This window comes from Alcanivorax sp., assembly GCF_019431375.1.
Lineage (GTDB): Bacteria > Pseudomonadota > Gammaproteobacteria > Pseudomonadales > Alcanivoracaceae > Alcanivorax > Alcanivorax jadensis_A.
Genome location: NZ_CP080267.1, coordinates 3,884,305 through 3,907,487, shown reverse-complemented (window position 1 = coordinate 3,907,487; position 23,183 = coordinate 3,884,305). Strand labels below are relative to the sequence as shown.

The 23,183-nt window shown below is 59.5% G+C and carries 23 protein-coding genes and 1 tRNA gene; 9 read left to right on the top strand and 15 right to left on the bottom strand.

The features are described from left to right. Positions 1-35: 35 nt before the first annotated feature. Positions 36-428, top strand: coding sequence for a DUF2493 domain-containing protein (locus KZ772_RS18250; RefSeq protein WP_290537828.1), 393 nt, complete (start codon positions 36-38; stop codon positions 426-428). Positions 429-623: 195 nt separating this feature from the next. Here the strand turns inward: KZ772_RS18250 and KZ772_RS18245 are convergent. From KZ772_RS18245 to aspS, 15 genes are all read right to left on the bottom strand, one after another. Next, a tRNA-Lys gene (locus tag KZ772_RS18245) sits at positions 624-699 on the bottom strand. Positions 700-771: 72 nt separating this feature from the next. Further along, on the bottom strand, positions 772-1,440 hold the full coding sequence (gene queC / locus KZ772_RS18240) for a 7-cyano-7-deazaguanine synthase QueC (protein WP_290537827.1): 669 nt from the start codon (positions 1,438-1,440) through the stop codon (positions 772-774). Between the two features lie 25 nt (positions 1,441-1,465). Further along, the gene (gene queE / locus KZ772_RS18235; protein ID WP_290537826.1) at positions 1,466-2,107 is read right to left on the bottom strand and encodes a 7-carboxy-7-deazaguanine synthase QueE; all 642 of its coding nucleotides are present in this window, start codon (positions 2,105-2,107) and stop codon (positions 1,466-1,468) included. Positions 2,108-2,200: 93 nt separating this feature from the next. Next, positions 2,201-2,962: a tol-pal system protein YbgF gene (gene ybgF, locus KZ772_RS18230; protein ID WP_290537825.1), complete on the bottom strand. Its 762-nt coding sequence runs from the start codon at positions 2,960-2,962 to the stop codon at positions 2,201-2,203. A gap of 3 nt (positions 2,963-2,965) precedes the next feature. After that, on the bottom strand, positions 2,966-3,538 hold the full coding sequence (gene pal, locus KZ772_RS18225; RefSeq protein WP_290537824.1) for a peptidoglycan-associated lipoprotein Pal: 573 nt from the start codon (positions 3,536-3,538) through the stop codon (positions 2,966-2,968). Between the two features lie 45 nt (positions 3,539-3,583). After that, positions 3,584-4,861: a Tol-Pal system beta propeller repeat protein TolB gene (gene tolB / locus KZ772_RS18220; protein WP_290539499.1), complete on the bottom strand. Its 1,278-nt coding sequence runs from the start codon at positions 4,859-4,861 to the stop codon at positions 3,584-3,586. A gap of 23 nt (positions 4,862-4,884) precedes the next feature. Next, on the bottom strand, positions 4,885-5,667 hold the full coding sequence (locus tag KZ772_RS18215; protein WP_290537823.1) for a cell envelope integrity protein TolA: 783 nt from the start codon (positions 5,665-5,667) through the stop codon (positions 4,885-4,887). Then, positions 5,660-6,097, bottom strand: coding sequence for a protein TolR (tolR, locus tag KZ772_RS18210; protein WP_290537822.1), 438 nt, complete (start codon positions 6,095-6,097; stop codon positions 5,660-5,662). The genes KZ772_RS18215 and tolR overlap by 8 nt, the downstream gene beginning before the upstream one ends. 3 nt (positions 6,098-6,100) lie before the next feature. Beyond that, a complete protein-coding gene (tolQ, locus tag KZ772_RS18205) occupies positions 6,101-6,787 on the bottom strand; it encodes a protein TolQ (RefSeq protein WP_290509021.1) in 687 nt (228 codons plus the stop codon). After that, positions 6,780-7,223, bottom strand: a complete 444-nt coding sequence (gene ybgC / locus KZ772_RS18200; RefSeq protein WP_290537821.1) for a tol-pal system-associated acyl-CoA thioesterase — start codon at positions 7,221-7,223, stop codon at positions 6,780-6,782. The genes tolQ and ybgC overlap by 8 nt, the downstream gene beginning before the upstream one ends. Continuing rightward, complete coding sequence (ruvB, locus tag KZ772_RS18195) at positions 7,216-8,244, bottom strand: Holliday junction branch migration DNA helicase RuvB (protein ID WP_290537820.1); 1,029 nt, start codon at positions 8,242-8,244, stop codon at positions 7,216-7,218. Before ruvB ends, ybgC begins: the two co-directional genes overlap by 8 nt. Before the next feature lie 249 nt (positions 8,245-8,493). Continuing rightward, positions 8,494-9,093, bottom strand: a complete 600-nt coding sequence (ruvA, locus tag KZ772_RS18190; protein WP_290537819.1) for a Holliday junction branch migration protein RuvA — start codon at positions 9,091-9,093, stop codon at positions 8,494-8,496. A gap of 20 nt (positions 9,094-9,113) precedes the next feature. Next, on the bottom strand, positions 9,114-9,632 hold the full coding sequence (ruvC, locus tag KZ772_RS18185; RefSeq protein ID WP_290537818.1) for a crossover junction endodeoxyribonuclease RuvC: 519 nt from the start codon (positions 9,630-9,632) through the stop codon (positions 9,114-9,116). A gap of 217 nt (positions 9,633-9,849) precedes the next feature. After that, the gene (locus KZ772_RS18180) at positions 9,850-10,590 is read right to left on the bottom strand and encodes a YebC/PmpR family DNA-binding transcriptional regulator (protein WP_290537817.1); all 741 of its coding nucleotides are present in this window, start codon (positions 10,588-10,590) and stop codon (positions 9,850-9,852) included. Positions 10,591-10,655: 65 nt separating this feature from the next. Further along, complete coding sequence (gene aspS / locus KZ772_RS18175; RefSeq protein ID WP_290537816.1) at positions 10,656-12,419, bottom strand: aspartate--tRNA ligase; 1,764 nt, start codon at positions 12,417-12,419, stop codon at positions 10,656-10,658. 369 nt (positions 12,420-12,788) lie between these two features. Here aspS and KZ772_RS18170 point away from each other — a divergent pair, with 369 nt between their 5' ends. From KZ772_RS18170 to KZ772_RS18135, 8 genes are all read left to right on the top strand, one after another. Further along, positions 12,789-13,163, top strand: coding sequence for an HU family DNA-binding protein (locus KZ772_RS18170; RefSeq protein WP_035248851.1), 375 nt, complete (start codon positions 12,789-12,791; stop codon positions 13,161-13,163). Between the two features lie 194 nt (positions 13,164-13,357). After that, on the top strand, positions 13,358-13,657 hold the full coding sequence (locus tag KZ772_RS18165) for a PA4642 family protein (protein ID WP_290537815.1): 300 nt from the start codon (positions 13,358-13,360) through the stop codon (positions 13,655-13,657). A 307-nt stretch (positions 13,658-13,964) separates the two neighbouring features. Then, positions 13,965-15,188 (top strand): hypothetical protein, encoded by a 1,224-nt coding sequence (locus KZ772_RS18160; RefSeq protein ID WP_290537814.1) that lies wholly within the window; start codon positions 13,965-13,967, stop codon positions 15,186-15,188. Next, on the top strand, positions 15,188-15,805 hold the full coding sequence (locus tag KZ772_RS18155) for a methyltransferase domain-containing protein (RefSeq protein WP_290537813.1): 618 nt from the start codon (positions 15,188-15,190) through the stop codon (positions 15,803-15,805). Before KZ772_RS18160 ends, KZ772_RS18155 begins: the two co-directional genes overlap by 1 nt. A 222-nt stretch (positions 15,806-16,027) precedes the next feature. Further along, positions 16,028-17,218 (top strand): ATP-binding protein, encoded by a 1,191-nt coding sequence (locus KZ772_RS18150; protein WP_290537812.1) that lies wholly within the window; start codon positions 16,028-16,030, stop codon positions 17,216-17,218. Next, positions 17,215-17,784 carry a response regulator gene (locus KZ772_RS18145; RefSeq protein ID WP_290537811.1) on the top strand — a complete coding sequence of 190 codons (570 nt, stop codon included), beginning with the start codon at positions 17,215-17,217 and terminating at the stop codon, positions 17,782-17,784. Before KZ772_RS18150 ends, KZ772_RS18145 begins: the two co-directional genes overlap by 4 nt. A gap of 104 nt (positions 17,785-17,888) precedes the next feature. Next, the gene (locus KZ772_RS18140) at positions 17,889-19,628 is read left to right on the top strand and encodes an autotransporter assembly complex family protein (protein WP_290537810.1); all 1,740 of its coding nucleotides are present in this window, start codon (positions 17,889-17,891) and stop codon (positions 19,626-19,628) included. Further along, a complete protein-coding gene (locus tag KZ772_RS18135) occupies positions 19,625-23,092 on the top strand; it encodes a translocation/assembly module TamB domain-containing protein (protein ID WP_290537809.1) in 3,468 nt (1,155 codons plus the stop codon). Before KZ772_RS18140 ends, KZ772_RS18135 begins: the two co-directional genes overlap by 4 nt. Positions 23,093-23,183: the final 91 nt, after the last annotated feature.

Sequence of the window (23,183 nt, the reverse complement as noted above, 5' to 3'; positions counted from 1 at the left end):
ATACTGCCCGAAAAACTGACCAAATGGACAGTATTATGCGTATTCTTGTGTGCGGCGGCCGGGATTTTTCCGACCAGGCATTACTAACCCGTAGCCTGGAACGGCTATTGCGGGACAATACCTTCAGCCTGCTGATCCACGGCAATGCCAGTGGCGCCGATCGTCTGGCCAGCCAGTGGGCCCATGACAGCGGTGTGGACCAGGTCAGCTATCCGGCCAACTGGGTCGCCCACGGTCGTGCGGCCGGTCCCATGCGCAACCGTCGCATGCTCCATCATGGTCGGCCCCAGGCAGTTGTGGCCTTCCCCGGCGGTCGCGGCACCGCCAATATGATTCAACTGGCTGAGGATGCCGGCCTGCCCGTCTGGCAGCCGGCCCTGGATGGCGAAGACGGCCTGCCCACGGCCCAGGGGCTGGTGGCCCGCTGAAGGCCAGAAATCTGTTTCACCACAGAGGGCACAGAGTTCACTGAGGAAAGTGCATAACCTCGGTGTCCTCTGTGACCTCTGTGGTGAAAATCGGGTTTTGCCGAGACCAAGACGTGTCGACGGGAGAACAAAAGAAGGGAATCGGGACAGGGCTGAAACGAAAAAGGGCCCGCCGTAGGCGAGCCCTTTTAAATTTGGTGGGTCGTGCTGGATTCGAACCAGCGACCAATTGGTTAAAAGCCAACTGCTCTACCAACTGAGCTAACGACCCGCTCCCGAAGGAGGCGCAAATAATACGGATTTATTTCCGGGTGACAAGGGGAAAACCGATTTTTTTTCCCCTTTACTGATAGTTTGTTGGATCTTTGACCAATGCCTCGTCAAAGCCCTGCTTGCGCAGACGGCAGCTGTCGCATTTGCCACAGGCATTGCCATTCTCGTCAGCCTGGTAGCAGGACACCGTCAGACCATAATCCAGGCCCAGGGCAGTCCCCTGTTGGATGATCTGCGCCTTGCTCAAGTGCATCAGCGGAGTCTCCACGGTAATCGGGCTGCCTTCCACGCCGGCCTTGGTGGCCAGGTTGGCCATGGTCTGGAATGCTTCAATAAAAGCCGGACGACAATCCGGATACCCGGAATAATCCACCGCGTTGACGCCGATGTAGATGGCTTGCGCCTCTACCACTTCCGCCAGGCCCAGGGCCAGAGACAGAAAAACGGTATTGCGGGCGGGCACATAGGTGACCGGAATACCATCCCCCCCCTCTTCCGGTACAGCAATGGAATGGTCGGTGAGCGCGGAGCCGCCGATATTGCCCATTCCCAGCTCAATCACCCGGTGGCTGAGTGCGCCCAGGGCAGCGGAGACCCGCTCGGCCGCATCCAGCTCGGAACGGGTGCGTTGCCCGTAGTCGAAGGCGATGGTATGGCACTGATAGCCCTGATCCCGTGCGATGGCCAGGCAGGTGGCCGAATCCAGGCCACCGGACAGCAATACCACGGCTTTTTTCATTGATGGCTCTCCTTCAACCTGTTCACTAGCGCCCGCGGGCGTCATTCCAGAGTAGTTTGTGCAGTTGCAGCTGGAATCGCACCGGCAGCCGGTCTGCCACGATCCAGTCCGCGAGGTCCCCGGGCGCCAGCTGCCCCTGCACCGGGGAAAACAACACGTCGCTGACACGCTGGTGCAGCTGGTGCTGGTCCAGCATGAAGCGGGCCCAGTCGTAATCCTTGCGGTCGGCCAGCACGAACTTGACCTGATGGTGGGGCTGGAGCAGGGGAATGTTCTCCAGCCGATTGTTGTGCTGCTCGCCGGAGCCAGGGGCTTTCAGGTCCATGACCACGGAGACTCGCGGGTCCACGCCAGCAATATCCATGGCACCACCGGTTTCCAGGCTGACATCAAAACCCTGATCACACAGGGCGGTCAGCAACGGCAGGCAGTTGGGTTGGGCCAGGGGCTCGCCGCCGGTGACGGTCACGTAGTGGGCCTGGTAACCGGCCACCTGCTCAAGAATCGTCTCGAGAGACCATTTCTCTCCACCGGAAAAAGCGTACTCGGTATCGCACCACACGCAACGCTGCGGGCAGCCGGTCAGGCGAACGAATACCGTGGGCCGGCCCACGGTTCGTGCCTCGCCCTGGAGGGAATAGAAAATTTCGGTCAGACGGAGGTCCACAACATCTCCTGAGCACCCGGGAGGGGGAAATGCGGCGGATTCTATCACCTTTGCCGGCGTCTGTGCCGCCGGCAAAAGACGGATAGAGGGGTATTACTTATTCAGCTGCTCAAGCAGCGTCTTCGCCTGGCTGGCTTCAGAGCTGTCAGGATACTGCTTGATCAGCTTGTGCAGGTTGACCTTGGCCTGGGAGACCTGCTCATCGCGGGCCTGCATTACCGCCAAGGTATAAAGGCTGGTAGGCGCCTTGCTGTGCTCCGGGTAGTCATCCACCACCGCCTGGAACTGGGCCTGGGCCTTCTCCGGCTTCGGGGTCTTCAGGTTGCTGTAGACCTTGCCCAGCCAGAAGTGGGCGTGGGCACGAAACTGCCCGTTGGGGAAATCGTTCAGGTAACCCTCGAAGGCTTCTGCCGCCGCATCAAAGTCACGCTTGATTAGCTTGTCCTTGGCGGCACTGTAGGCGTCACGGTCTGCTTCGGGGTCATTATCGGCCGCACTGGCGGCACTGTCGTCCGGCTGCTCGGTCTTACCCTGTTCAGCCAGCGTATTGATTCGGGTATCCAGGTCCAGATAACGCTCACGTTCGGCGTCCTTCATGACCCGTAATTCATGACGTAATTCTTCAATCTGACCCTGTAAATCCTGGATCTGCTCTTCAAACTGTTGTTGCTGCTGCATCAGTAGCAACAAACCATCCTGACTCACCGGAGCTGCTGCGCTGCTGCCAGCGGAACGGGCCTGGGCCAGGCTTCTCTCTTCAACGGCCAGCGGCCCAGTGTTCTGTGCTTGCGCACAGAACACCAGGGAGCCGAGCACTACGCCTGCAAGCAGGCGCGTTCTCTTTACTGCTTTCATGCCTTACGGACGGCCGGCAGTGTAGTTGATTTCCACACGACGGTTTTTGGCCCAGTCCATTTCGCTGTGACCGAATGCCGCCGGCTTCTCTTCACCGTAGGAAACGATTTCCAGCTGGGAAGAAGACACGCCCTGAACACGCAGGAACTTCTCTACCGCCTTGGAACGACGCTCGGACAGAGCCACGTTGTATTCGCGGGTACCGCGCTCGTCAGCGTGACCTTCCAGGCGCACTTTGGCGTTGGAGTTGTTCTTCAGGTAATTGGCGTGGGCACGCAGGGTTTCGAAAGCAGCCGCCGGAACGGTGTTGCTGTCGAATGCGAAGTAGATCACCCGGCTGTCGGTGGTGCCATCGTAGTTGGACGGATGGTTGTAGAAGTTGTCAGCTGTCAGCGGAATGCTGCTGGTGTCCGGCTTGGCCGGAGTAGACGGCTCAACCGGAGTGACCGGAGAGGTGTCGGTCTGCTGGGACATATCGTCGGTAGCAGAGCTGTCATCTTCTGTCGGGGTGCTGGAACAGGCTGCCAGGGCAGCTGCCAACATCAGGGCAAACAGCGGGTTAAGAAATGAACGCATGCGAAAAGCTCCTATAATTTCCTAGTATTGGACTCCGAGAATCACTCAGAGGAACGGCGACCAGGCCGGTTCTCTGACTTCCCCTTCCTTCGACGGCAGCTTCACTTTGACTCTGCCATCGATGGATACGGCTTCCAGAACCCCCGTCCCCCGATCTTGCGTCCCGTAAATTACCATACTTCCATTGGGCGCAACACTGGGCGATTCATCCATGTCTGTACGGGTCACAATATTGAATGTGCCCCGCTGGAGGTCCTGCACCCCGACGTTAAAATTTCCATTTCGCCGGTGTACATAAACAAGATAACGGCCGTCGGGTGTGACATCCGGGCGGGCATTATACGCACCCTGGAACGACACTCGCCGGACCGACTTATCATTTATGTTCAGTTTGTAAATCTGTGGCCCGCCGGAACGGCTGGAAGTGAACACCAGGTGCTCCCCATCCGGCAGCCAGCGAGGCTCCGTATCAATACCATAATGCTGGGTCAGTCGTGTTAACTGCTTGGTGGCGATATCCAGCATGTAAATCTCCGGGTTGCCGTCCCGCGACAGAGTCAGAGCCAGCTTCTGACCATCCGGCGACCAATCCGGTGCGCCGTTGATACCCCTGAAACTGGACACCTTTTCCCGGTTGGTGGTTGCCAGGTCATGGGTATAGATGCCCGGCATGCCATCATCCTCGAAGGAAACATAAGCAACTTTCCTGCCATCCGGAGACCAGGTTGGGCTCATGATCGGCTCTTTACTGCGCAGGATAGTGGTAACCCGGTGCCCGTCGGCGTCGGCATATTGCAGCTGGTAAGGGTTCTTGTCACTACGATTATGCGTGACATAGAGAATTTTGGTGGAAAACGCACCAGGGATACCGGTGAGTTGCTCATAGATCCGGTCACTGATGGCATGGGCCACGTCCCGGAGCTGGGATACCGGCGGCCGATAGGTTTCCGACATCAGCTTCACTTGCCGGTTCACATCGAACAGGGCATAGCTGACCTCATAGCCTCCACTTTCCTGGGCTTTCATACTGCCGGTGATGATGTATTCCACCCCCAGCACCCGGAAGTCCCGGTAGATGACTTCGTTTTCGTTGCGCGGCCGGCTGAGCATATCTTCCGCCGGCAACGGCTTGAACTGGCCACTGCGATGCAGATCCGCCTGCACAATCTGTGACACATCCTCGGGCGCATTCTGCGCCCCCTCAAAGGGCACGACGGCGATGGGAACCGCATCAACACGGCCTTCGGTTACCCGTATCAGCAATTCCGCCCGGGCCATCGCAGCGCCGAACACCAGGATGGCCGCCAAGCCGATCCGCCACATTTTCTTTGCCCAAAACTCTGACTTCATTGTGCAACTCCAGGATCAAATTCGATCACCAGTGAGCGAAACTGTTTATCAAACAGGGGGCCATCTGGCACCGGTAAGGGGCTTGCCAACTTGACCGCATTCATGACCGATTCATCAAAATCCGGGTAGCCGCTGCTTTTTACCACCGACACGTTGATGACCTCACCGCCAGGAATCATCTGTATACGAACCCGCGTCTTGATGTCATCCCGGTTCCGGTAATTCCCGGGAATGCGCCAACGCTGTCCCACCTGAGCGGAAATGGCATCGGTAAAACTGGCCACCTCCACATCCGACTGATCTGCATTGCTGGACGCTTCCTGCGACTCCTGCGGTGATGGCTCCGTCGGCTTTGCCATTTCCAGCTCTTCCTCGGCCAGCATTTCCTCCAGACTCGGTTCCGCAATCTCGGGGATGACCGGTTTGGGATCCGGCTTGGGCTCCGGTTTCGGTGCCGGCTTTTTCGCGGGCTCCGGTTTCGGCTTGGGTTTGGGTTTAGGCTCAGGCTTGGGTTCGGGCTTCGGCTTGGGCTCCGGTTTGGGTTTCGGCTTTGGCTTGGGTTTCGGTTCCGGTTTCGGCGCGGGCTTTTGCTCCGGCTTCGGCTTGCTCACCGGCGCCTTCTTCTGTTTCGACGTCTCCACCATGGTTGCTTTCACATGGGGAGGAATCACCGGCGCCTTGTGCAATGACGGATCCGTACTCCAACTGAACACCAGCAGCCCAAACACCAGCAGGTGAATGAGGACGGTAAAAAGCAGCGCGGCGCCACGATCACTCATTGCTGCCCTGCGGTTCCGTAACCAGACCCAGTTGGGTAATACCGGCTCCCTGCAAGGCAGCCATCAACTGGACCACCTTGGCATAGGCCACCTGGCTGTCCCCTTCCACCAGAAACAGGGTGGACGGTTTCTGCTTGTGAATACGCAACGCATGCCCCTGTACCGTTTCCAGGCTGGCAGACTTGCGGCTGTCGCTGCCCACATCAATGTAGTAGCTGCCGTCAGCGGTCACCGAAATGATCACCGGCTCATCCTTGTTGGTATCAATGGGCTCACTGTTGCTGTCGGGCAGGTCCACATTGATACCCTGGGTCATCATTGGCGCCGTGGCCATGAAAATCACCAGCAACACCAGCATCACATCGATGTAGGGCACCACGTTCATCTCGGCAACGAGCTTGCGCGGCACCCTTATCTTCACGCCGCTCATGGCTTACCCCTCGCGTCCGTGAACCTGACGGTGAAGCACCGAGGAGAACTCCTCGGCGAACATTTCGTTTTCAGTGAGCAAGGCATCGCTCTGCGCAGAGAAACGGTTGTAGGCCATCACTGCCGGAATCGCCGCAAACAAGCCGATGGCCGTGGCAATCAACGCCTCCGCAATGCCCGGCGCCACCACGCTGAGAGTCGCCTGCTTGACGTTGGCCAGGGCCATGAAGGAATTCATGATGCCCCACACTGTGCCGAACAGACCCACATAAGGACTGGTGGAACCTACCGTTGCAAGAAAAGGAAGGTGCTTGGTCAAGCGGGTCTGTTCACGCTGCAGGGCCACACGCATGGCCCGCTGGCTGCCATCCATCACGGCCTCGGCGCCACGGGTGCTCTTGGAGAGCCGCACAAACTCCTGGAAGCCGGCGCGAAAGATGGACTCCGGCCCCGCATCCACGTCCGGATCCTTACGGCTCTGGTTGTACAGTGAGGCCAAATCGTCGCTGGACCAGAATTTCTCTTCGAAGGCACGTCCCGCCTTGTGAGCCCGCCCCATTACCCGGAAACGGCTGACAATCATGTACCAGGACGTCAACGACGCCACTATCAACAGCACCATGACCAGCTGCACCACAATGGTGGCGTTACTGATCAGACTGACGACAGACATACTCGATGCCTCAACCATTGAGCCCTTCTCCTTCGCTGGCGGCTTTGAATTTGTTGTACAGGCCCGCCGGTATCCCGGTGGGCCTGAGAGTATCAGCACGGACGCAGGCCACCTTTATCTCCGCCTGACACAGCAGCGTGTCGCCTCGGCGTACCTGCTGGTCGAAAAACAACGTGGCCTTGCCCAGCTGCTTGAGCCGGGCGGTTACTGCCAGCGCATCGTCGATGCGGGCCGGCTGATGGTATTGCACATTGGCCGAATGGACCACGAACTGGAAGTTCTCATCCGCCAACACATAATGCTGATAGCCCAGGGTGCGCATAAATTCAGTGCGCGCCCTTTCCATGAATTTCAGGTAATTCACGTAATAGACGATGCCACCGGCATCGGTGTCCTCGATGTAGACGCGTACCGGCAGGGTAAATTCCCCGTTTCGCGGCTTTTTTTCAATCATTAAACAAATCACCGTCTTTTCGCGGCCGCTGCAGGCCGAAATGACGCCAGGCATGGTTGGTGGTGGCACGTCCCCGCGGGGTACGTTGAATAAAACCCTGCTGGATCAGATAAGGCTCCACCACCTCTTCCAGGGTGCCGGCATCTTCATTAAGGGCGGCTGCCAGGGACTCGAGCCCCACCGGGCCACCATCAAATTTATGCATGATCATGTCGAGCAGACGCCGGTCGGTGCCGTCAAGGCCGCAGCTATCCACTTCCAGCATATCCAGCGCCCGCTGGGCCATGGCTTCGGTAATCCGCCCTTCGCCCTTCACTTCCGCGTAGTCACGCACCCGGCGCAACAAGCGGTTGGCGATACGGGGAGTACCGCGAGCGCGGCGCGCCACTTCCAGAGCGCCGGCATCATCAATGGGAATGGCAAGAATGTCGCAGGCACGAATCACAATCCCGGAGAGATCCTCCACCGAGTAGAATTCCAGCCGCTGAACAATACCGAAGCGGTCACGCAAGGGCGCAGTAAGCAGGCCTGCCCGTGTGGTAGCCCCCACCAGGGTGAAGGGAGGCAAATCCAGCTTGATGGAGCGGGCCGCCGGCCCCTCGCCGATCATGATATCAAGCTGGTAGTCCTCCATGGCCGGATAGAGGATTTCCTCCACCACCGGTGACAGGCGGTGGATTTCATCCACGAACAGCACATCGCCCTCTTCCAGGTTGGTGAGGATGGCGGCCAGATCACCGGCTTTTTCCAGCACCGGCCCGGAGGTGGACTTGAGTTCGCAGCCCATTTCCCGGGCAATGATGTGTGCCAGGGTAGTCTTGCCCAGGCCGGGGGGGCCAAAAATCAGGGTATGGTCGAGGGCTTCATTACGGCCACGGGCGGCATCAATGAAGATTTCCATCCGCTCGCGGACTTTTGGCTGGCCTTTGTAGTCAGCCAGACTGGCCGGACGGATCGCCCGGTCGTACTGTTCTTCATGGCTGCCTACCGCAGCCGGGGAAATCAAACGATCGTTTTCCATGTTGGCTCAGGACGCAAGTTGCAAGTTGCAAGTTTCAACGCGATCAGGTGCCGTGCCAAACAAAAAAGGTCTTTGCCCGCGTTTTACTGCCGATTTCGCTATGCAAGCATAGCTTCCTACAAAAAGAAAAACCTTTCTTTGCTGCAACACCATTTGCGACCCATAGCGTGTATTCGCGCCCTCTGAAACGAAGTCGCCAGACCCAATCCGCTCGCGTTGCATCTTGAAACTTGCCTCTTGCAACCCCAATCAGCGCGCCAGGCTTTTCAGCGCCTGCCGGATTAGTTGCTCGCTGCTGGCACCCTCTTCCGCCACCTTGCCAACGGCAGCGGCGGCATCCTTGTTGCGATAACCCAGTGCCTCCAGGGCGGCAATGGCGTCAGAACGGGCATCGTCAGGCTGTGCCAGTGACACCTGACCCGGCAGGGAGATGGGACCACCATCAATCTTGTCGAGCCGGTCCCGCATTTCGATGACCAGTCGTTCGGCGGTTTTCTTGCCGATACCCGGCACCTTCACCAGCGAGGTGGTGTCCTGATCGTGAATGCACTGGGCCAGGCGGTCTGCCTCGATACCGGAAAGAATCGCCAGGGCCATTTTCGGGCCGACGCCGTTGACCTTAATTAGCGCCCGAAACAGCTCGCGCTCATAGCGATCCGCAAAGCCATACAATAACTGGGCATCTTCACGCACCACGAAATGGGTATGCAGGGTCAGCGGCTCGCCTGTCTCCGGCAGGCCGTAAAACACTGTCATGGGGGCTTCCACTTCGTAGCCCACCCCGTTCACATCCAACAGCAGCACCGGGGGGCGCTTCTCGAGCAGGGTTCCGCGCAGTTGTCCTATCATTGCTGTGTTATCACCGTCTTTTACCGTATTCGTCCATTTCTTACCGCCGTGGCGCCGCCCATGCGAGCCAGGGACACGCGCATGTGGGCATGACACAGGGCAATGGCCAGAGCGTCGGCCGCGTCTTCCTGGGGCCGTTTTTCCAGGCCGAGCAGGTATTTGACCATTTCCGCCACCTGCCCCTTTTCGGCGCCACCTCGCCCTACCACCGCCTGCTTTACCTGACGGGCAGAGTATTCAAACACCGGCAGGGAGGCCTGCATCACTGCCGCAATGGCAGCCCCCCTGGCCTGACCCAGTTTCAGGGCGGAATCCGCGTTGCGAGCCATGAACACCTTTTCAATACTCACTTCCGCCGGACCGTATTCCAGCACCACCTGATGGATACCGGTGAAGATCTCGCCCAGGCGAGGGGGGATTTCCTTGTGGGTCGTGGCAATGGTGCCAAAAGCCACCGCCCGGCTGCGGTTACCCACCTGCTCCACCAACCCGTAGCCGGTGCGCCGGGAGCCGGGGTCGATCCCCAGTAGTAATGCCATAAGCCACTGACCCGAAGATAAAAAGCTGGCTCAGTTGTACCTGACCGCTGTCCATATGTCCAGTTGAAGCAGCTTCTAGCTTCTAGCTTCTAGCTTCTAGCTTCTAGCTTCTAGCAGGATTGTGGCCCGGCCCGAAGGATGCGCAAGCCAAATAGCAAAAAACCCCGACTCTGCGGGGTTTTTGCTTTCCTCGAAGCTAGCAGCTCACAGCTAGTAGCTATTCCTCTTCTTCCGCCGGCCAGCTGGCGTTGGTGTAGACGTTCTGCACGTCGTCCAGATCTTCCAGCATGTCGATCATCTTCTGCACGGTTTCCGCGGTGTCCGCATCCATCTCCGCTTCCGTGGAGGGGTGCATGGTCACTTCCGCGTCGGCGAATTCCAGACCGGCTTCGCGCAGGGCATCGATCACGTCACCGAACTGCTTGTCCGGGGTGGTGATGACCAGGAAGCTGCCGTCATCGTTTTCTTCCACGTCCTCGGCACCGGCTTCCAGGGCCACTTCCATCAGCCGTTCTTCGTCCACCCCGGGCTCGAAAAAGATCTCACCACGCTTGCTGAACAGGAAGGCCACGGAGCCGCTGGTGCCCAGGTTACCGGCAAACTTGGAGAATGCATGACGCACCTCGGCTACGGTTCTGTTCACGTTGTCGGTCATGGTTTCCACCAGTACCGCCACGCCACCCTTGCCGTAGCCTTCGTAGGTGATCTCTTCCATGTTGCCATCGTCATCACCGCCGGCACCGCGCTTGATGGCCCGGTCGATGGTGTCGCGGGTCATGTTCTGACCCAGCGCCTTGTCCACCGCTGCCCGCAGGCGCGGGTTGTCCGCCGGTTCACCGCCGCCCATTCTGGCCGCCACGGTGATTTCGCGAATCAGTTTGGTAAAGATCTTACCGCGCTTGGCATCCTGGGCCGCCTTGCGATGCTTGATGTTGGCCCATTTACTATGTCCTGCCATGGTGTCTCCCGTAGTTGCTACGAACAGACCGGCGCGAGCAGGTCGCGCCGCCGGTTGTTATTGAATTAGCTGTCTTCCTTGCGAACCTGCACACCCACTTCACGCAGCTGCTTGCTGTCCACCGGTGACGGTGCATTGGTCATCATGCAGGAGGCGGTCTGGGTTTTCGGGAAGGCGATCACGTCGCGGATAGAGTCACAGCCGGTCATCAGCATAACCATGCGATCCAGACCGAAGGCCAGGCCACCATGTGGCGGCGCGCCATATTTCAGGCCATCAAGCAGGAAGCCGAACTTTTCGTCAGCCTCTTCCTCGGAAATGCCCAGCGCCTCGAACACGGTGCGTTGCATGGCCGGGTTGTGGATACGGATGGAACCGCCACCCAGCTCGGTGCCGTTGAGCACCATGTCATAGGCACGGGACAGCGCCCCTTCCGGGTTGCTCTTCAGCTCTTCCGGGCTGCAGCTGGGCATGGTGAAGGGGTGATGCAGCGCGTAGTACTGGCCGTCATCCTCTTCAAACATGGGGAAGTCCACCACCCACAACGGCGCCCAGTCGCCCTCGACCAGGTTCAGGTCGTGACCCACCTTCACGCGCAGCGCACCCAGCGCTTCGTTGACAATCTTGGCCTTGTCAGCACCGAAGAAGATCAGGTCGCCGGTCTCGGCGCCGGTGCGCTCAAGAATGCCCTGGATGGCGTCTTCGGTTAGGAATTTAAGGATCGGCGACTGCAAACCCTCAGCACCGGCAGCCAGATCGTTGACCTTGATATAGGCCAGACCCTTGGCACCGTAGATGCTGACAAACTTGGTATAGCCGTCGATATCCTTGCGCGACAGGCTGCAACCCCCCGGTACTTTCATGGCCGCCACACGCCCTTTCGGATCGTTGGCCGGGCCGGAGAACACCTTGAAGTCCACACCGGCCAGCAGGTCAGCGATGTCGATCAGTTCCAGCGGGATACGCAGGTCCGGCTTGTCGGAACCAAAACGCTGCATGGCTTCCGAGAACGGCATGCGCGGAAAGTCCGGCAGCTCCACATCGAGCAGTTCCTTGAACACCGAGCGCACCATGCGCTCGGTGATGCCCATGATGTCCTCTTCCTCCACGAAGGAGGCTTCCAGGTCGATCTGGGTGAATTCCGGCTGACGATCGGCGCGCAGATCCTCGTCGCGGAAGCACTTGGCGATCTGGTAGTAACGATCGAAGCCGGCCACCATCAGCAGCTGCTTGAACAGCTGCGGCGACTGCGGCAGCGCGAAGAAACTGCCGGGGTGGGTACGGCTGGGCACCAGGTAATCCCGGGCGCCTTCCGGGGTTGCCCGAGTCAGAATGGGGGTTTCCACATCCATGAACCCTTCGCCTTCCAGGAAGGCGCGGACCACGTGGGTCAGGCGCGAACGGAACTGGAAGTTGCGCAGCACTTCCGGGCGACGCAGGTCCATATAACGGTACTTGAGACGCACCTCTTCACCGGCGCCGCCATGCGCATCCAGCTCGAACGGCGGGGTTTGTGCCTCATTGAGGATGGTCAGTTCCTTGCCCAGCACTTCGATATCGCCGGTGGACATCTTGCTGTTGCGCACCGCTTCATCGCGCATGCGCACCAGCCCGGTCAGGCGCACTACGTACTCGCTGCGAACCTTGTCGGCCAGCGCAAAGGCTTCCACGGTGTCCGGATCGAACACCACCTGCACCAGACCATTACGGTCGCGCAGGTCCAGGAAAATCACCCCACCGTGGTCACGGCGGCGACTGACCCAACCGCAAAGCTCAACTGTTTCTCCATCGTGGGAGGCTCGCAAATCACCGCAATAATGGCTTCGCATGCTTAACTTCCGCTTGTATTTCTGAGGGCGCTACCCGGAGCCGACCGCATCTGTCGGCAGCGCTGGTCCCCGGGTCGCTGAAAAAGGCGCCACAGTATAGCGATTCCACCGCCTGCGAGCCATGCCGGGGGGCGATTCCCTGCCAAACAGGCCACATCCGCCCTTTTTTTGTTGAAAGTCCGTAAAAAATAGTGGTTTGACGGCTTGTGCAGTGAAAATTCATGGCATATAACAGATGCGAACCAATTCAGTGGCCCTCTGAGTTTGCGCAGTCCAGGGGCGTACCTGACAGGGAAGCAAGACCGGTTCCCCGCCGTTCGGCGGAGACACACATTCTCAGGAAGACACAAAACAAGGGGTAAGTAATCCATGGCTGCAAAGAAAAAGACAGCTGCCAAAGCCACCAGCGCTACTGCGGCTCGCAAGGTTAAAACCATCACCGAACCGATGAACAAGACCCAGATCGTTAACCAGATCAGCGATACCACCGGCCTGACCAAGAAAGACGTCAACGCCGTATTCGATGAGCTGGCCGACATCATGGAAGGTCATCTGAAGAAACGCGGTGCTGGTCAGTTCACCCTGCCGGGCCTGATGAAGATCGTCACCCAGAAAAAACCCGCCACCAAAGCACGCAAGGGCATTAACCCGTTTACTGGCGAAGAAACCACTTTCGCCGCCAAGCCGGCCCGCACCATGGTAAAAGTGCGTCCGCTGAAAAAGCTCAAGGACATGGCATCCTGATGCCACTTGCCACCGCCGGGTTTCGGCCCGGCGGTTGACCTTCTCTCTCCTCCTCCTCTGGCCCCTGGCCATCCCAGCCTCTATAATCCGCGCCCACTGATAGCACGCTGACTGACCCTGGTTGTTTTCTGGCCAACCACAGCCACCCCGAGGCGCCAGCATTCAGCCCCTGTAAAAAATCAAGGAGCGCGCCCATGGCAGAGCGTAAAGACAAGAAAAAGGTGATCGGCGAGCCGATGACCGATGAACAGATCAAGGTTTTCCTGGATTTCTCCAGCGAAGAAGGGGTGAACGCCGACTTCCACGTGCTCGAGAAAGCCTACCGGGCCCTGCGGGCCGAAGATTTCGGGCGTTTCATCGGGTTCTTCCTGGAACAGGGCCGGGATCTCAATGCCCGGGACCCCCAAGGCCGTACCCTGCTGGCTCATATCGACAGCCACCCGAAGTGCAGCGACTACGCCCAGTTGCTGCGTGATGCCGGCGGCACCCGCTAGGATTTACCCCGCGCCGCCTGACCTTCTGTCGGGCGGCAACCTTCCAGATACATTTCCCAAGAAAAATACATACCCTCAGGAACTTGTCCACCGTCCAAGCCCATGGCATTGTTAATGCCATTACAAGGGCTATCGGGGCCCGGCGACCATGTCGCCTCTAAAAACGGGGTATAGGGAAAGCCAGAAACGGCTTTTCTGTCGTTATTGTAGCATCTGTCTGCAGCAGGCATTTCGCGACAATAATGGCCACAAGTTGTATTTCATACCCTGATAAAACACACAACAACAACAAGAGCTGTAAACCATCATGACAGCATATCCTCAACGGTTCTGGCATTCCCTGTGTCTGATCGCGCTTTGTGCATTGAGCTTGCAACTCCATGCGGCACGCGACGACGACTACGATGACGAAATGGACGAAGTGACCGCAGAAGAACTGCAAATGCAGGAAATCCCGGTGGATGAGCGCATCTTCCAGGAAAAGTGGAACGAAGTCCCCTACAAGAAAAGCTACTTCACCTACACCGACGCTCAAATCCGCGAGAAGTGGGATTATTTGATGCGCGGCCTGAAAGTGCCTTATCCCTCCGCGGACTACATGCGTACCCAGTTCAAGAAATACCCGTTCATGTCAGAAGACATCCAGAACTGGGATGGCAAGGATTACGATGGTCTGGAACGCCGCTACCTGGCGGTCTGGAGAATGTTCTTTGCCGGCGATTTCCAGCAAGCCCGCGAAGAAGGCCTGAAGCTGGGCGCCATCGGCAAGATTCCCTCTCTGTTCTCACAGCTCATGTACGCCATCTATCTGGCTGATCGTCAGAGCACCAAGTACATGATGCTTCAGGATGTGGCCAACCAGGCCCAGGAATACTTCGACGACATGAAGGAAGCGGAGGATGACCCAGAGGTAGCCCCGATTGTGGCGACTGTGAAACTGGGTTACGCCTATGCCATTGCCCGGATCGCCGAAGAATCTCCGGTACCCATCGTGGTGGCACGCCGCTATATCGGCAAGATCAAGAGCAGTGCCGAGGAAGTGGTTGAGGTGATGCCAGAGCAGCCGCTGGCACATGCTTTCCGTGCCGGCGTCGATGCCGGCATCATGCGTCGGGTAGGCAAGTTTACCGGTCGCATGACGTATGGGGCACGCACCACCACCGTGGAAGAATCCTTCGCCGAGGCCATGGAGATGGCTGGCGATATTCCCATCGTCAACTACGAATACGCCAATGCGTTGATTTACATGAACCGCAAGCGCGACCTCAACGAGGCAATCAGCTACCTGGAAAAGGCCATGAAGATCCGCCCGGAGTTCTCCATGGACGCACTGGACGTAATGTATTCCTACAAGCGCCTGCAGGAAGTACGGCTGTATGCCCTGAACTTCCGCAGCTTCCGAAAGTTTGAAAAGCTGCGCCGCAAGTTCAGCAAGCAGACCGACCGCAATCTGACCAGTATCATCAGCGATCCGCTGAGCATGGACATGCTCAATAACCCGGAAAAGTATGTACTGCCCGAGCGCGGCTGATGTCACTGTATGAAGACAAGCTGTTCCCGGTATTACTGGACTGGGCAACCCGTCCGGTTTACCGGGACCGCGAGCGAATCGTCGGTCAGGCCCTCGGACGCGTTCTGGAACTGGGTGTCGGCACCGGCAGCAACTTTCCTTTCTACAGCGATGCGGCCACCGAAATCCACGGCATCGAGCCGGCCCAGGCACTACTGGAACTGGCACGGGAAGCGGCCAGCCAATGCCCGCACCCGGACCGGTTTGTGCTCCGCACCGGTGACGCCCAACAACTGCCCTACCCGGACCAACACTTCGATACGGTGGTTGCCTGCCTGGTGTTCTGCACTATTCCCGACCCGGAGCGGGCGGCAGCAGAAGCCTTCCGGGTACTCAAACCCGGGGGCACTCTACTGGCGCTGGAACATGTGCTCAGTGATCGACGCTGGGTGCAGCACCTGCAAAAAGGCATGAACCCGGCCTGGAAGCACCTGGCCTGCGGCTGCCAGCTCACCCGTGACACTGCCCGCATCTTCCGCCAGGCCGGTTTCCGCCTGCACAAGGCCAGCCACCGCCGCCACCCGAAACTGCCCGCCTTTGCCGGGGAGTTGCTTGACGGGGCGCTGCTGCGGCCTTGAAATCAGCTGCGAGCTTCAAGCTGCAACACGGGATGGCATAGAGCCAACCGATAGACCAATACCTTCGCGCTTAACCCATGGCGATATAGAAAAATACGGGCGCGGCGTCGGCTCGCTTCGGCTAGCACCTCCCTGATTCGCGTTGTAGCTTCAAGCTTGTAGCTGCCTAACCGGGACAATCTGCCGCACCCACCCACCCAGCTTTGCCTTTACAATACCCCCATGGATACCCGCCCCCCCCTGTTGAACTGGCGTCTGCGCCTGATCTGGCTGCGCAGTCTGCTGGTGTTGATCATTACCCTTGCTCTTATGGTGCTGCAAAGCCAGGGGCATAGTGGCTATCGCCTGAATGAACTGGGCTGGCTGGCGGCCCTGCTGCTACCCAGCCTGATCACTCTTCTCTCCCACCGGGTGGTTCGCCAACGCCATGCCCCGTTGCTGACGCTGGAACTGACCCTGGATACGATCCTGTTCACCGGCCTGATCCAGGGTTTTGGCGGTGCCGGCAATCCCCTGTCATTCTACCTGCTGGTACCCGCACTGCTGGCCTCGCTGACCCTGCCGCTGAAAAACGGGATACTGGTAGCCGTACTGGCTCTGGGCGGCTATATGGTATCCATGAGCTGGTATCAGATGCCCGCCATGGACAGCCCGCTGCACGCACTAAGCCACCAGCTCAGCGGCCTTCACGGCATCGGCATGGCCGCCGTTTTTATTGCCCTGCTTATCATGCTGACCCTGTTGGGTCAGGTGATTCAGCGCCTGATGCGCCAACAGCAGCGCCAGCAGGAGCAGGCCATTGATCTGGCCGGTCGCCGCGAGCACATGTACCAGATTGCTGCCACCCTGGCCGACCAGGCCCATGAACTGAATACGCCACTCGGCACCCTGGTGATGCTGGCAGACAACATTCTGCATGCGCCCCAACTCCCCGACACGCTTCGCGATGAAGTCACCCAGATGGAAAAACTGGCAAGAAATGTGGCGCAGCGCCTGAAGCAGGGCAACAACACCTTGCTGCCGGAATCCCTGCCTTTCAGTGAGCTGCTGAGCAAATTGCAACAACACCTTCGGCATCTGGCACCCACCCTGTCCATCACCCATCAACTGGATGCAGACCCTACAGTGGCCAACCCGGAAGGCTGGTTTCGGGTACTTTGCAATCTGGGTTATAACGCCATGGATGCCGGGGCCACCCGATTGGCGATTACCTTGAGTGAGCGGGGGCAGGACTACCGTTTACAGGTCAGCGATGACGGCCCCGCCCATGCGGCATCGGCCCGGGAAGGAATGGGCATCGGCCTGACCCTGGTCAGCACCACGCTGGAACAGATGGGTGCACAGCTGGAAATGGAATCAGGAGCCCGCTGGACCCAGGCACGCATCGACTGGCCACGGGAGTCCTCAAGATGAGTGAACGCCAACTGCTGCTGGTGGAAGACGATGAACAGCTGGCCCGGCAGACCGCCCGCGCTCTGGAACACCGAGGCAATAAAGTAGCCGTCGGCCACAATGCGGAACAGGCCCTGGCCCTGCTCGCTCACCTGACCAGCCTGGAAGGAGCGATCCTCGACCAGAACCTGGGCAACGACAACGGCCTGGATCTAATCGCCCCCATCCTCGAACATTTCCCGCATTGCAGCGTCATCCTGCTCACCGGCTATGGCAGTATTACTGCCGCAGTGGCCGCCACCCACCGCGGTGCCCGCAACTATCTCACCAAACCCGCCAGCCCTGATGACATCCTGCGGGCACTGGATGCCGACCCAACCAACCCGACCCTGCCGTTACCCGCCACACCACCCTCCCTGCAACGGCTGGAGTGGGAGCATATCCAGCGCACCCTGGATGCCCACGATGGCAACATCTCCCGTGCCGCCGACGCCCTGGGCATCCATCGACGTACCCTGCAACGACGCCTGAAAAAACGCCCCACCGCCAGTGACTACCAGCGCGACAAGCACTTTCGCAAAGACTGACTGTCACAACTTGCCTTACACTGTGGAATGACCGCACGTTACCGTACCGGGTAAAAAAAGAGCCAATCGCCCGGTTGCCGGAAACAACAGAAGGGATGCAGGACTTGAGGTTACATCAGCAGACAACATGGCTGGCCACACTACTGCTGATGCTACTCGCCATCCCGGTTTTCGCTGATGATGCCCCGCAACTGCGCCTCACCGGCGATGCCAGCGAGGCGGTAAGCCGTAACATCCGTGCCCTGGTGGACCTGTCGCGCTACCCCTGCGAGCCGCCCACGGCCCAATATGGTTTGATCCGCCGGCAGATTCTCGCCGACAGCCAGCAAGCGTTGCAGGCCATGGGCTACTACGAAAGCACCCTGTCCTTGAACACGGACCATGAAGACGGCTGTGTCAGGGTAACTGTGGATGTGCAAACCGGCCCCGCCGTCATCCTGCAACGCGCCGACATTCGCATTACCGGCGATGCTGCCAACGATGACGCCTTCAACCAGCTGGTGGCGAATGCCCAACTGGCCATCGGCAAACGCTTGCAGCACGACCAATACTCCACCCTGAAAAAAAATCTGCAGCAGCACCTGATCAGCCGTGGCTACGTGCAGGGAAAACTGACCCAACATAAACTCAGCGTAGACACCCGCAAACGTCAGGCAATCATGACATTGCATGTGGACAGCGGCCCCCGCTACGACTTCGGTGCCGTCACCCTTACCGGCAGTGAATTGAGAGACAAGCTGGTCAATGCCTATGTGAGCTTTTCCCAGGGTGAGCCCTTCAACAGCAAACAGCTGCTGGAAACCCAACAGGCCTTTCTCGGTGCCGGCTATTTCAGCGCCGTGCGCGTGCAGAAAGGCACCCCGGATGACAGCACCCGCACCATTCCTGTCAGCATCAACCTGACGGACAAAAATCGATGGTCACTGCTTGCCGGTGTCGGTGCCAGCACCGATACCGGGCCACGGGTGCGTCTGGGGGTGGAAAATCGTCGGGTTAACCGGGCCGGCCACCGCTTTCGGGCGGAAACGGAGGTGTCCCAGGTGCAGCAAGGCGCCGGTGCCAGCTATCAGATCCCGCTGAAAGATCCCCAGCGCGAACGGCTGGATTTCCACAGCAGCTACGTGAATGAGGCCACCGACAGCAAAGACAACGAGCGCTGGACCACCGGTGCCGATTATATCGTTGAGCTACAAAATCGCTGGGTCACCACCACCTCGCTGACCTACCTGCGCGAGACTTACGAGATCGCCGAGGAAGTGGATCAGGCCGAGTTGATCATTCCCGGCTTCCAGCTCAGCCGCGTCAAGGCCAACGACCCCATCTACCCCTCCTTCGGCTGGCGCTTGAGCAGCAAGGTCCGTTTTGCCAACCGCAACCTGTCTTCCACCGCATCCTTCCTGCAACTTACCGGCAACGCCAAGATTCTATTCCCTTTGCTCGGCGGGCGGGTGCTGGTGCGCGGTGACCTGGGTTACACGGAAGTGACCAATGTGCGAGAACTACCCGCTTCTATCCGTTTCTTTGCCGGCGGTGATTCCAGTGTTCGCGGCTTCGCCTACGAATCCCTGGGCCCACAGGCCGACAATGATGAGGTCATCGGTGGTCGCCATCTGGCCACCGGCAGCCTGGAGTACGATCATCCGATCACCGAGAAATGGCACCTGGCGGTATTCACCGATGGCGGCAATGCGTTCAATGACATCAATGATTTCGAGATCCGGCGTAGCGCCGGTTTCGGCATCCGCTGGCGCTCCCCACTTGGACCGATTCGCCTGGATTTGGCTCGGGCCGTGGACGAACACCGCGACTGGCGTTTGCACCTGAGCATGGGGCCAGACCTGTGATCCGGCGAGCCCTCAAGCGTCTCAGCATCGGTCTGCTCGGGCTGTTGTTCAGCCTGATACTGATTGTGGTGCTGACCACCTGGCTGCTGCTGGGCACCGCCACCGGCAACCGCTGGCTGCTCAGTCAGGTCAGCGAGCTGATCCCCGGTGAGCTGCAGGTGGAGAACTGGCGAGGCAGTCTGTTGGACCGGGTCACCATTACCGGGATGCGCTATCAGCTGGACGATCTGTCAGTGAGCCTGGACCAACTGGAAGCAGAACTGGTGCCCGCCTCTCTCACCCGTGGATGGCTGGAATTCACCTCTTTATCGCTGGGTAATCTGAGCCTGTCCCTGCCCCCCGGTCAGGAAACTGACGACTCACCCGCAGCCAGCCTGCCGGGCAGCCTGGCACTCCCCCTGGGTGTGCGCATCGACACCCTGACCCTGGCCTCACTGCGGGTTAACGGCAACCAGGTGGTCAGTGAACTGGATGCCCGGCAACTGGCAGCCTGGCGCCGCTTTCAACTGGCCAGCCTGACCACCCGCACGGTGGCCGACATCAGCGTGGAAGCCACCGCCCAGGGCAGCCTTGCCGCCCCCATCGAGATTCAGGGGCAGGCCCGCTGGCAGATGCCGCTGGCACAGAACGATACCGTTACCGCGGATCACTTGGCGGGCCAGCTGGAGCTCAGTGGTCACCTGTCAGCCCTGCAACTACGTCACCAACTGGACGCCCCCCTGCAGATTCACAGTCAGGGCCAATGGCGGCTCGGGGAGCCGCAACGGCCACTAGCCCTGGAGCATCAGTGGCCGGCCCAGCCGTTACCTCTGACGCTGCCACAACCCCTGTCACTGGGTGGCGGCACGCTGACCACTCGGGGTCCGCTGGCAGCTCTGGAAATAGTCGGCCAAAGCAGTCTGACCAGCGGCGACAAGACCGTGAACCTGTCCCTGAAAAGCCAACTGATCGACGGCGGCCTGGCAGTGCAGCAGATACAGCTTGATGATGGCGAGCAGCAACTGGAAGGCCACGGTGAACTGCTGTTCAGCCCCTTGGCCTGGGATCTGACCGTCAAAGGCAAACTGGACACCGGCCTGCTACATCCACGATTCCCCGGCCAGCTCAGCGTGCAGGGTAACAGCCGGGGCCGCTACACTGGCGAACAGTGGACCCTGTCGCCCAGCCGGGTCCAACTGGAAGGCCGGGTGCGCCAGCAGCCTCTGACTGCCAACGCCACCCTGGAAAGCCACCAGCAACGCCTGCAACTGGACAGCGATGTTCACTGGGGTGACAACCGCCTGCGCGGGCGAGGCGCTCTTCTGCCCAACTGGTCACTGGACACCACCGTGGACCTGAAGCGACTGGACCAGCTTTACCCGGATCTGCAGGGTCAGCTCAGTGGTCAGCTGCAAGTTCGCGGCCCAATGGCCACTCCCAATCTGACCGGCAACCTGAACGGTCAGCAGCTCGGCTGGCAGGATTGGTCACTGGCCTCCCTGCAAACCCGGTTCCGCGCACTCGGGTTGGGCCAGCAGACCATGTCGCTGGAACTGGACAGCGAGACGCTTCGCCAAGGCGACATGGAGCAGCTCGCCGCCGCCCATCTCAGCCTCAACGGCACCCTGGCCAACCACACCGCAATGGCCCGTTTCCGACGCGACGAGGTCAGCCTGGAAACAAGCCTGCAAGGCACGTTAAAGGGGCTCAAGGATACGCCTCAGTGGCAAGGCACCGTGTCTGAAACCGGCCTGATGCATCAGCAACTGGGCCGCTGGCAGCAGGCCGAAGACACGGCAGTGCAGCTTTCCGCCACGGCCCAGTCCATCACCCCTTTCTGTCTTGAGCAGACACAGAGCCGACTCTGCCTGAAAGGCAGACGCGCCGCCGACAACCAGATCGACGTCAACGCCTCACTCAGCGCGCTGCCGCTGGCTCTGGCCGGCGCGCTACTGGGCCCGGACTTTGCCGTGCAGGGCAGCGTGGATGGCGAAGCGACTCTGCAAGGCTCGCTGGACAATCCAAATGGCCATTACCAGCTGCAAACCCGGAATGCCCGGATTGCCATGCGCACCGCCGACGATCCCCAGGAGCTTGCAATCGAGCAACTCTCTGTTCAGGGAACACTGCAACAACGGCGTCTGGCAAGCGAGCTGACGCTGGTGTCGGACCTGGCCAGCGCCCAAGCCACCGTGGAGCACGGCCTGGATGCGGAATCCCCCCTGGCAGGTCAGGTGGCATTACAGATCTCCAGCCTGGCGCCCCTGACCCTGTTCACCACCGATCTGCGTGAAATCAGCGGCCAGGTTCGTGGTGATTTCGCACTGGATGGCACCCTTCGTCAGCCCCTGATGAACGGCAGCATCCGGCTGGAAAACGGCCGCGCCCTGATCCCCGCCCTGGGGGTCGCCGTTACCGATCTGGAAATGGACGTGCAGGGTTCACCCCGTGGACAGCTGGATGTGAATGGGTCTGCCACCCTGGGCGAAGGCACAATGACCCTGACCGGCACCCTGGACCCGAGGGAATGGCCGGCCTCGGTGAATCTGTCGTTGAATGGCCAACGGCTACTGGTGGCAGACAGACCCGACGCACGGGTACTGCTCAACCCCACACTGGTGCTTAAGGGGAACCTGGATGAACTGAAACTGGGTGGCAAGCTCACTGTCCCGGAAGCGGAAATCCGCCCCACTGAACTTCCCGAGGGCGCCGTCACTGTCAGCAAGGATCAAATACTGGTCCATCAAGAAGGCGAGAAAAGCAGCGGCCTGCCGCTGGGCATTGATGTCACCGTCAACCTGGGAGACAAGGTGCACTTCCAAGGCTTTGGCCTGGACGCCATGCTTGGCGGCACCCTGCAAGTGGAACAGCAACCGCAACAACCGCCGCAACTCAATGGTGAACTGGTGATCCGTGAAGGTCGCTACCGGGCTTATGGCCAGAACCTGGCCATCAGTGACGGCCAGCTGATTTTCCAGGGCCCGCCGGACAACCCGGGCCTGGATATTCGTGCCATCCGCAAGGTACCCAGTGAAAACGTGGTGGTTGGCGTGCAGCTCAGCGGCACTCTGCAGGAACCGGAAGCCAGCCTGTTCTCCGAGCCGGGCATGGAGCAGAGCCAGGCCATGTCCTACCTGCTCACCGGCCGGCCACTGGAGCGGGGATCGAAAGGCGACAACAACCAGATTGCCCAGGCCCTGGCACTATACGGACTGGAAAAGGGCAGCGGCGTCACCGAAAAACTCGGCGACACACTGGGCGTGGATGAAATCAGTGTGGGCAGTGACTGGGAAACCGACGATGCCGCCCTGATGCTGGGCAAACAGCTCTCCGACCGGCTGTACCTGACCTACGCGGTGGGGTTGTTCGACGCGGTTTCCACGGTCATGCTGCGCTACACCCTGACCCGGCAACTCCACCTGGAAGCCCGCTCCAGCACCCGCGCCAACAGCCTGGATCTGATCTGGGAGAAGGAGCTGCAATGAAGAGAGCGAGTTGTAGGAAAGTCGCTGAGGGCGAACCGACCCTTGGCGTAGGAGCTATGCTTGCCCCCAGGACGTCTGCGACATGCGAACC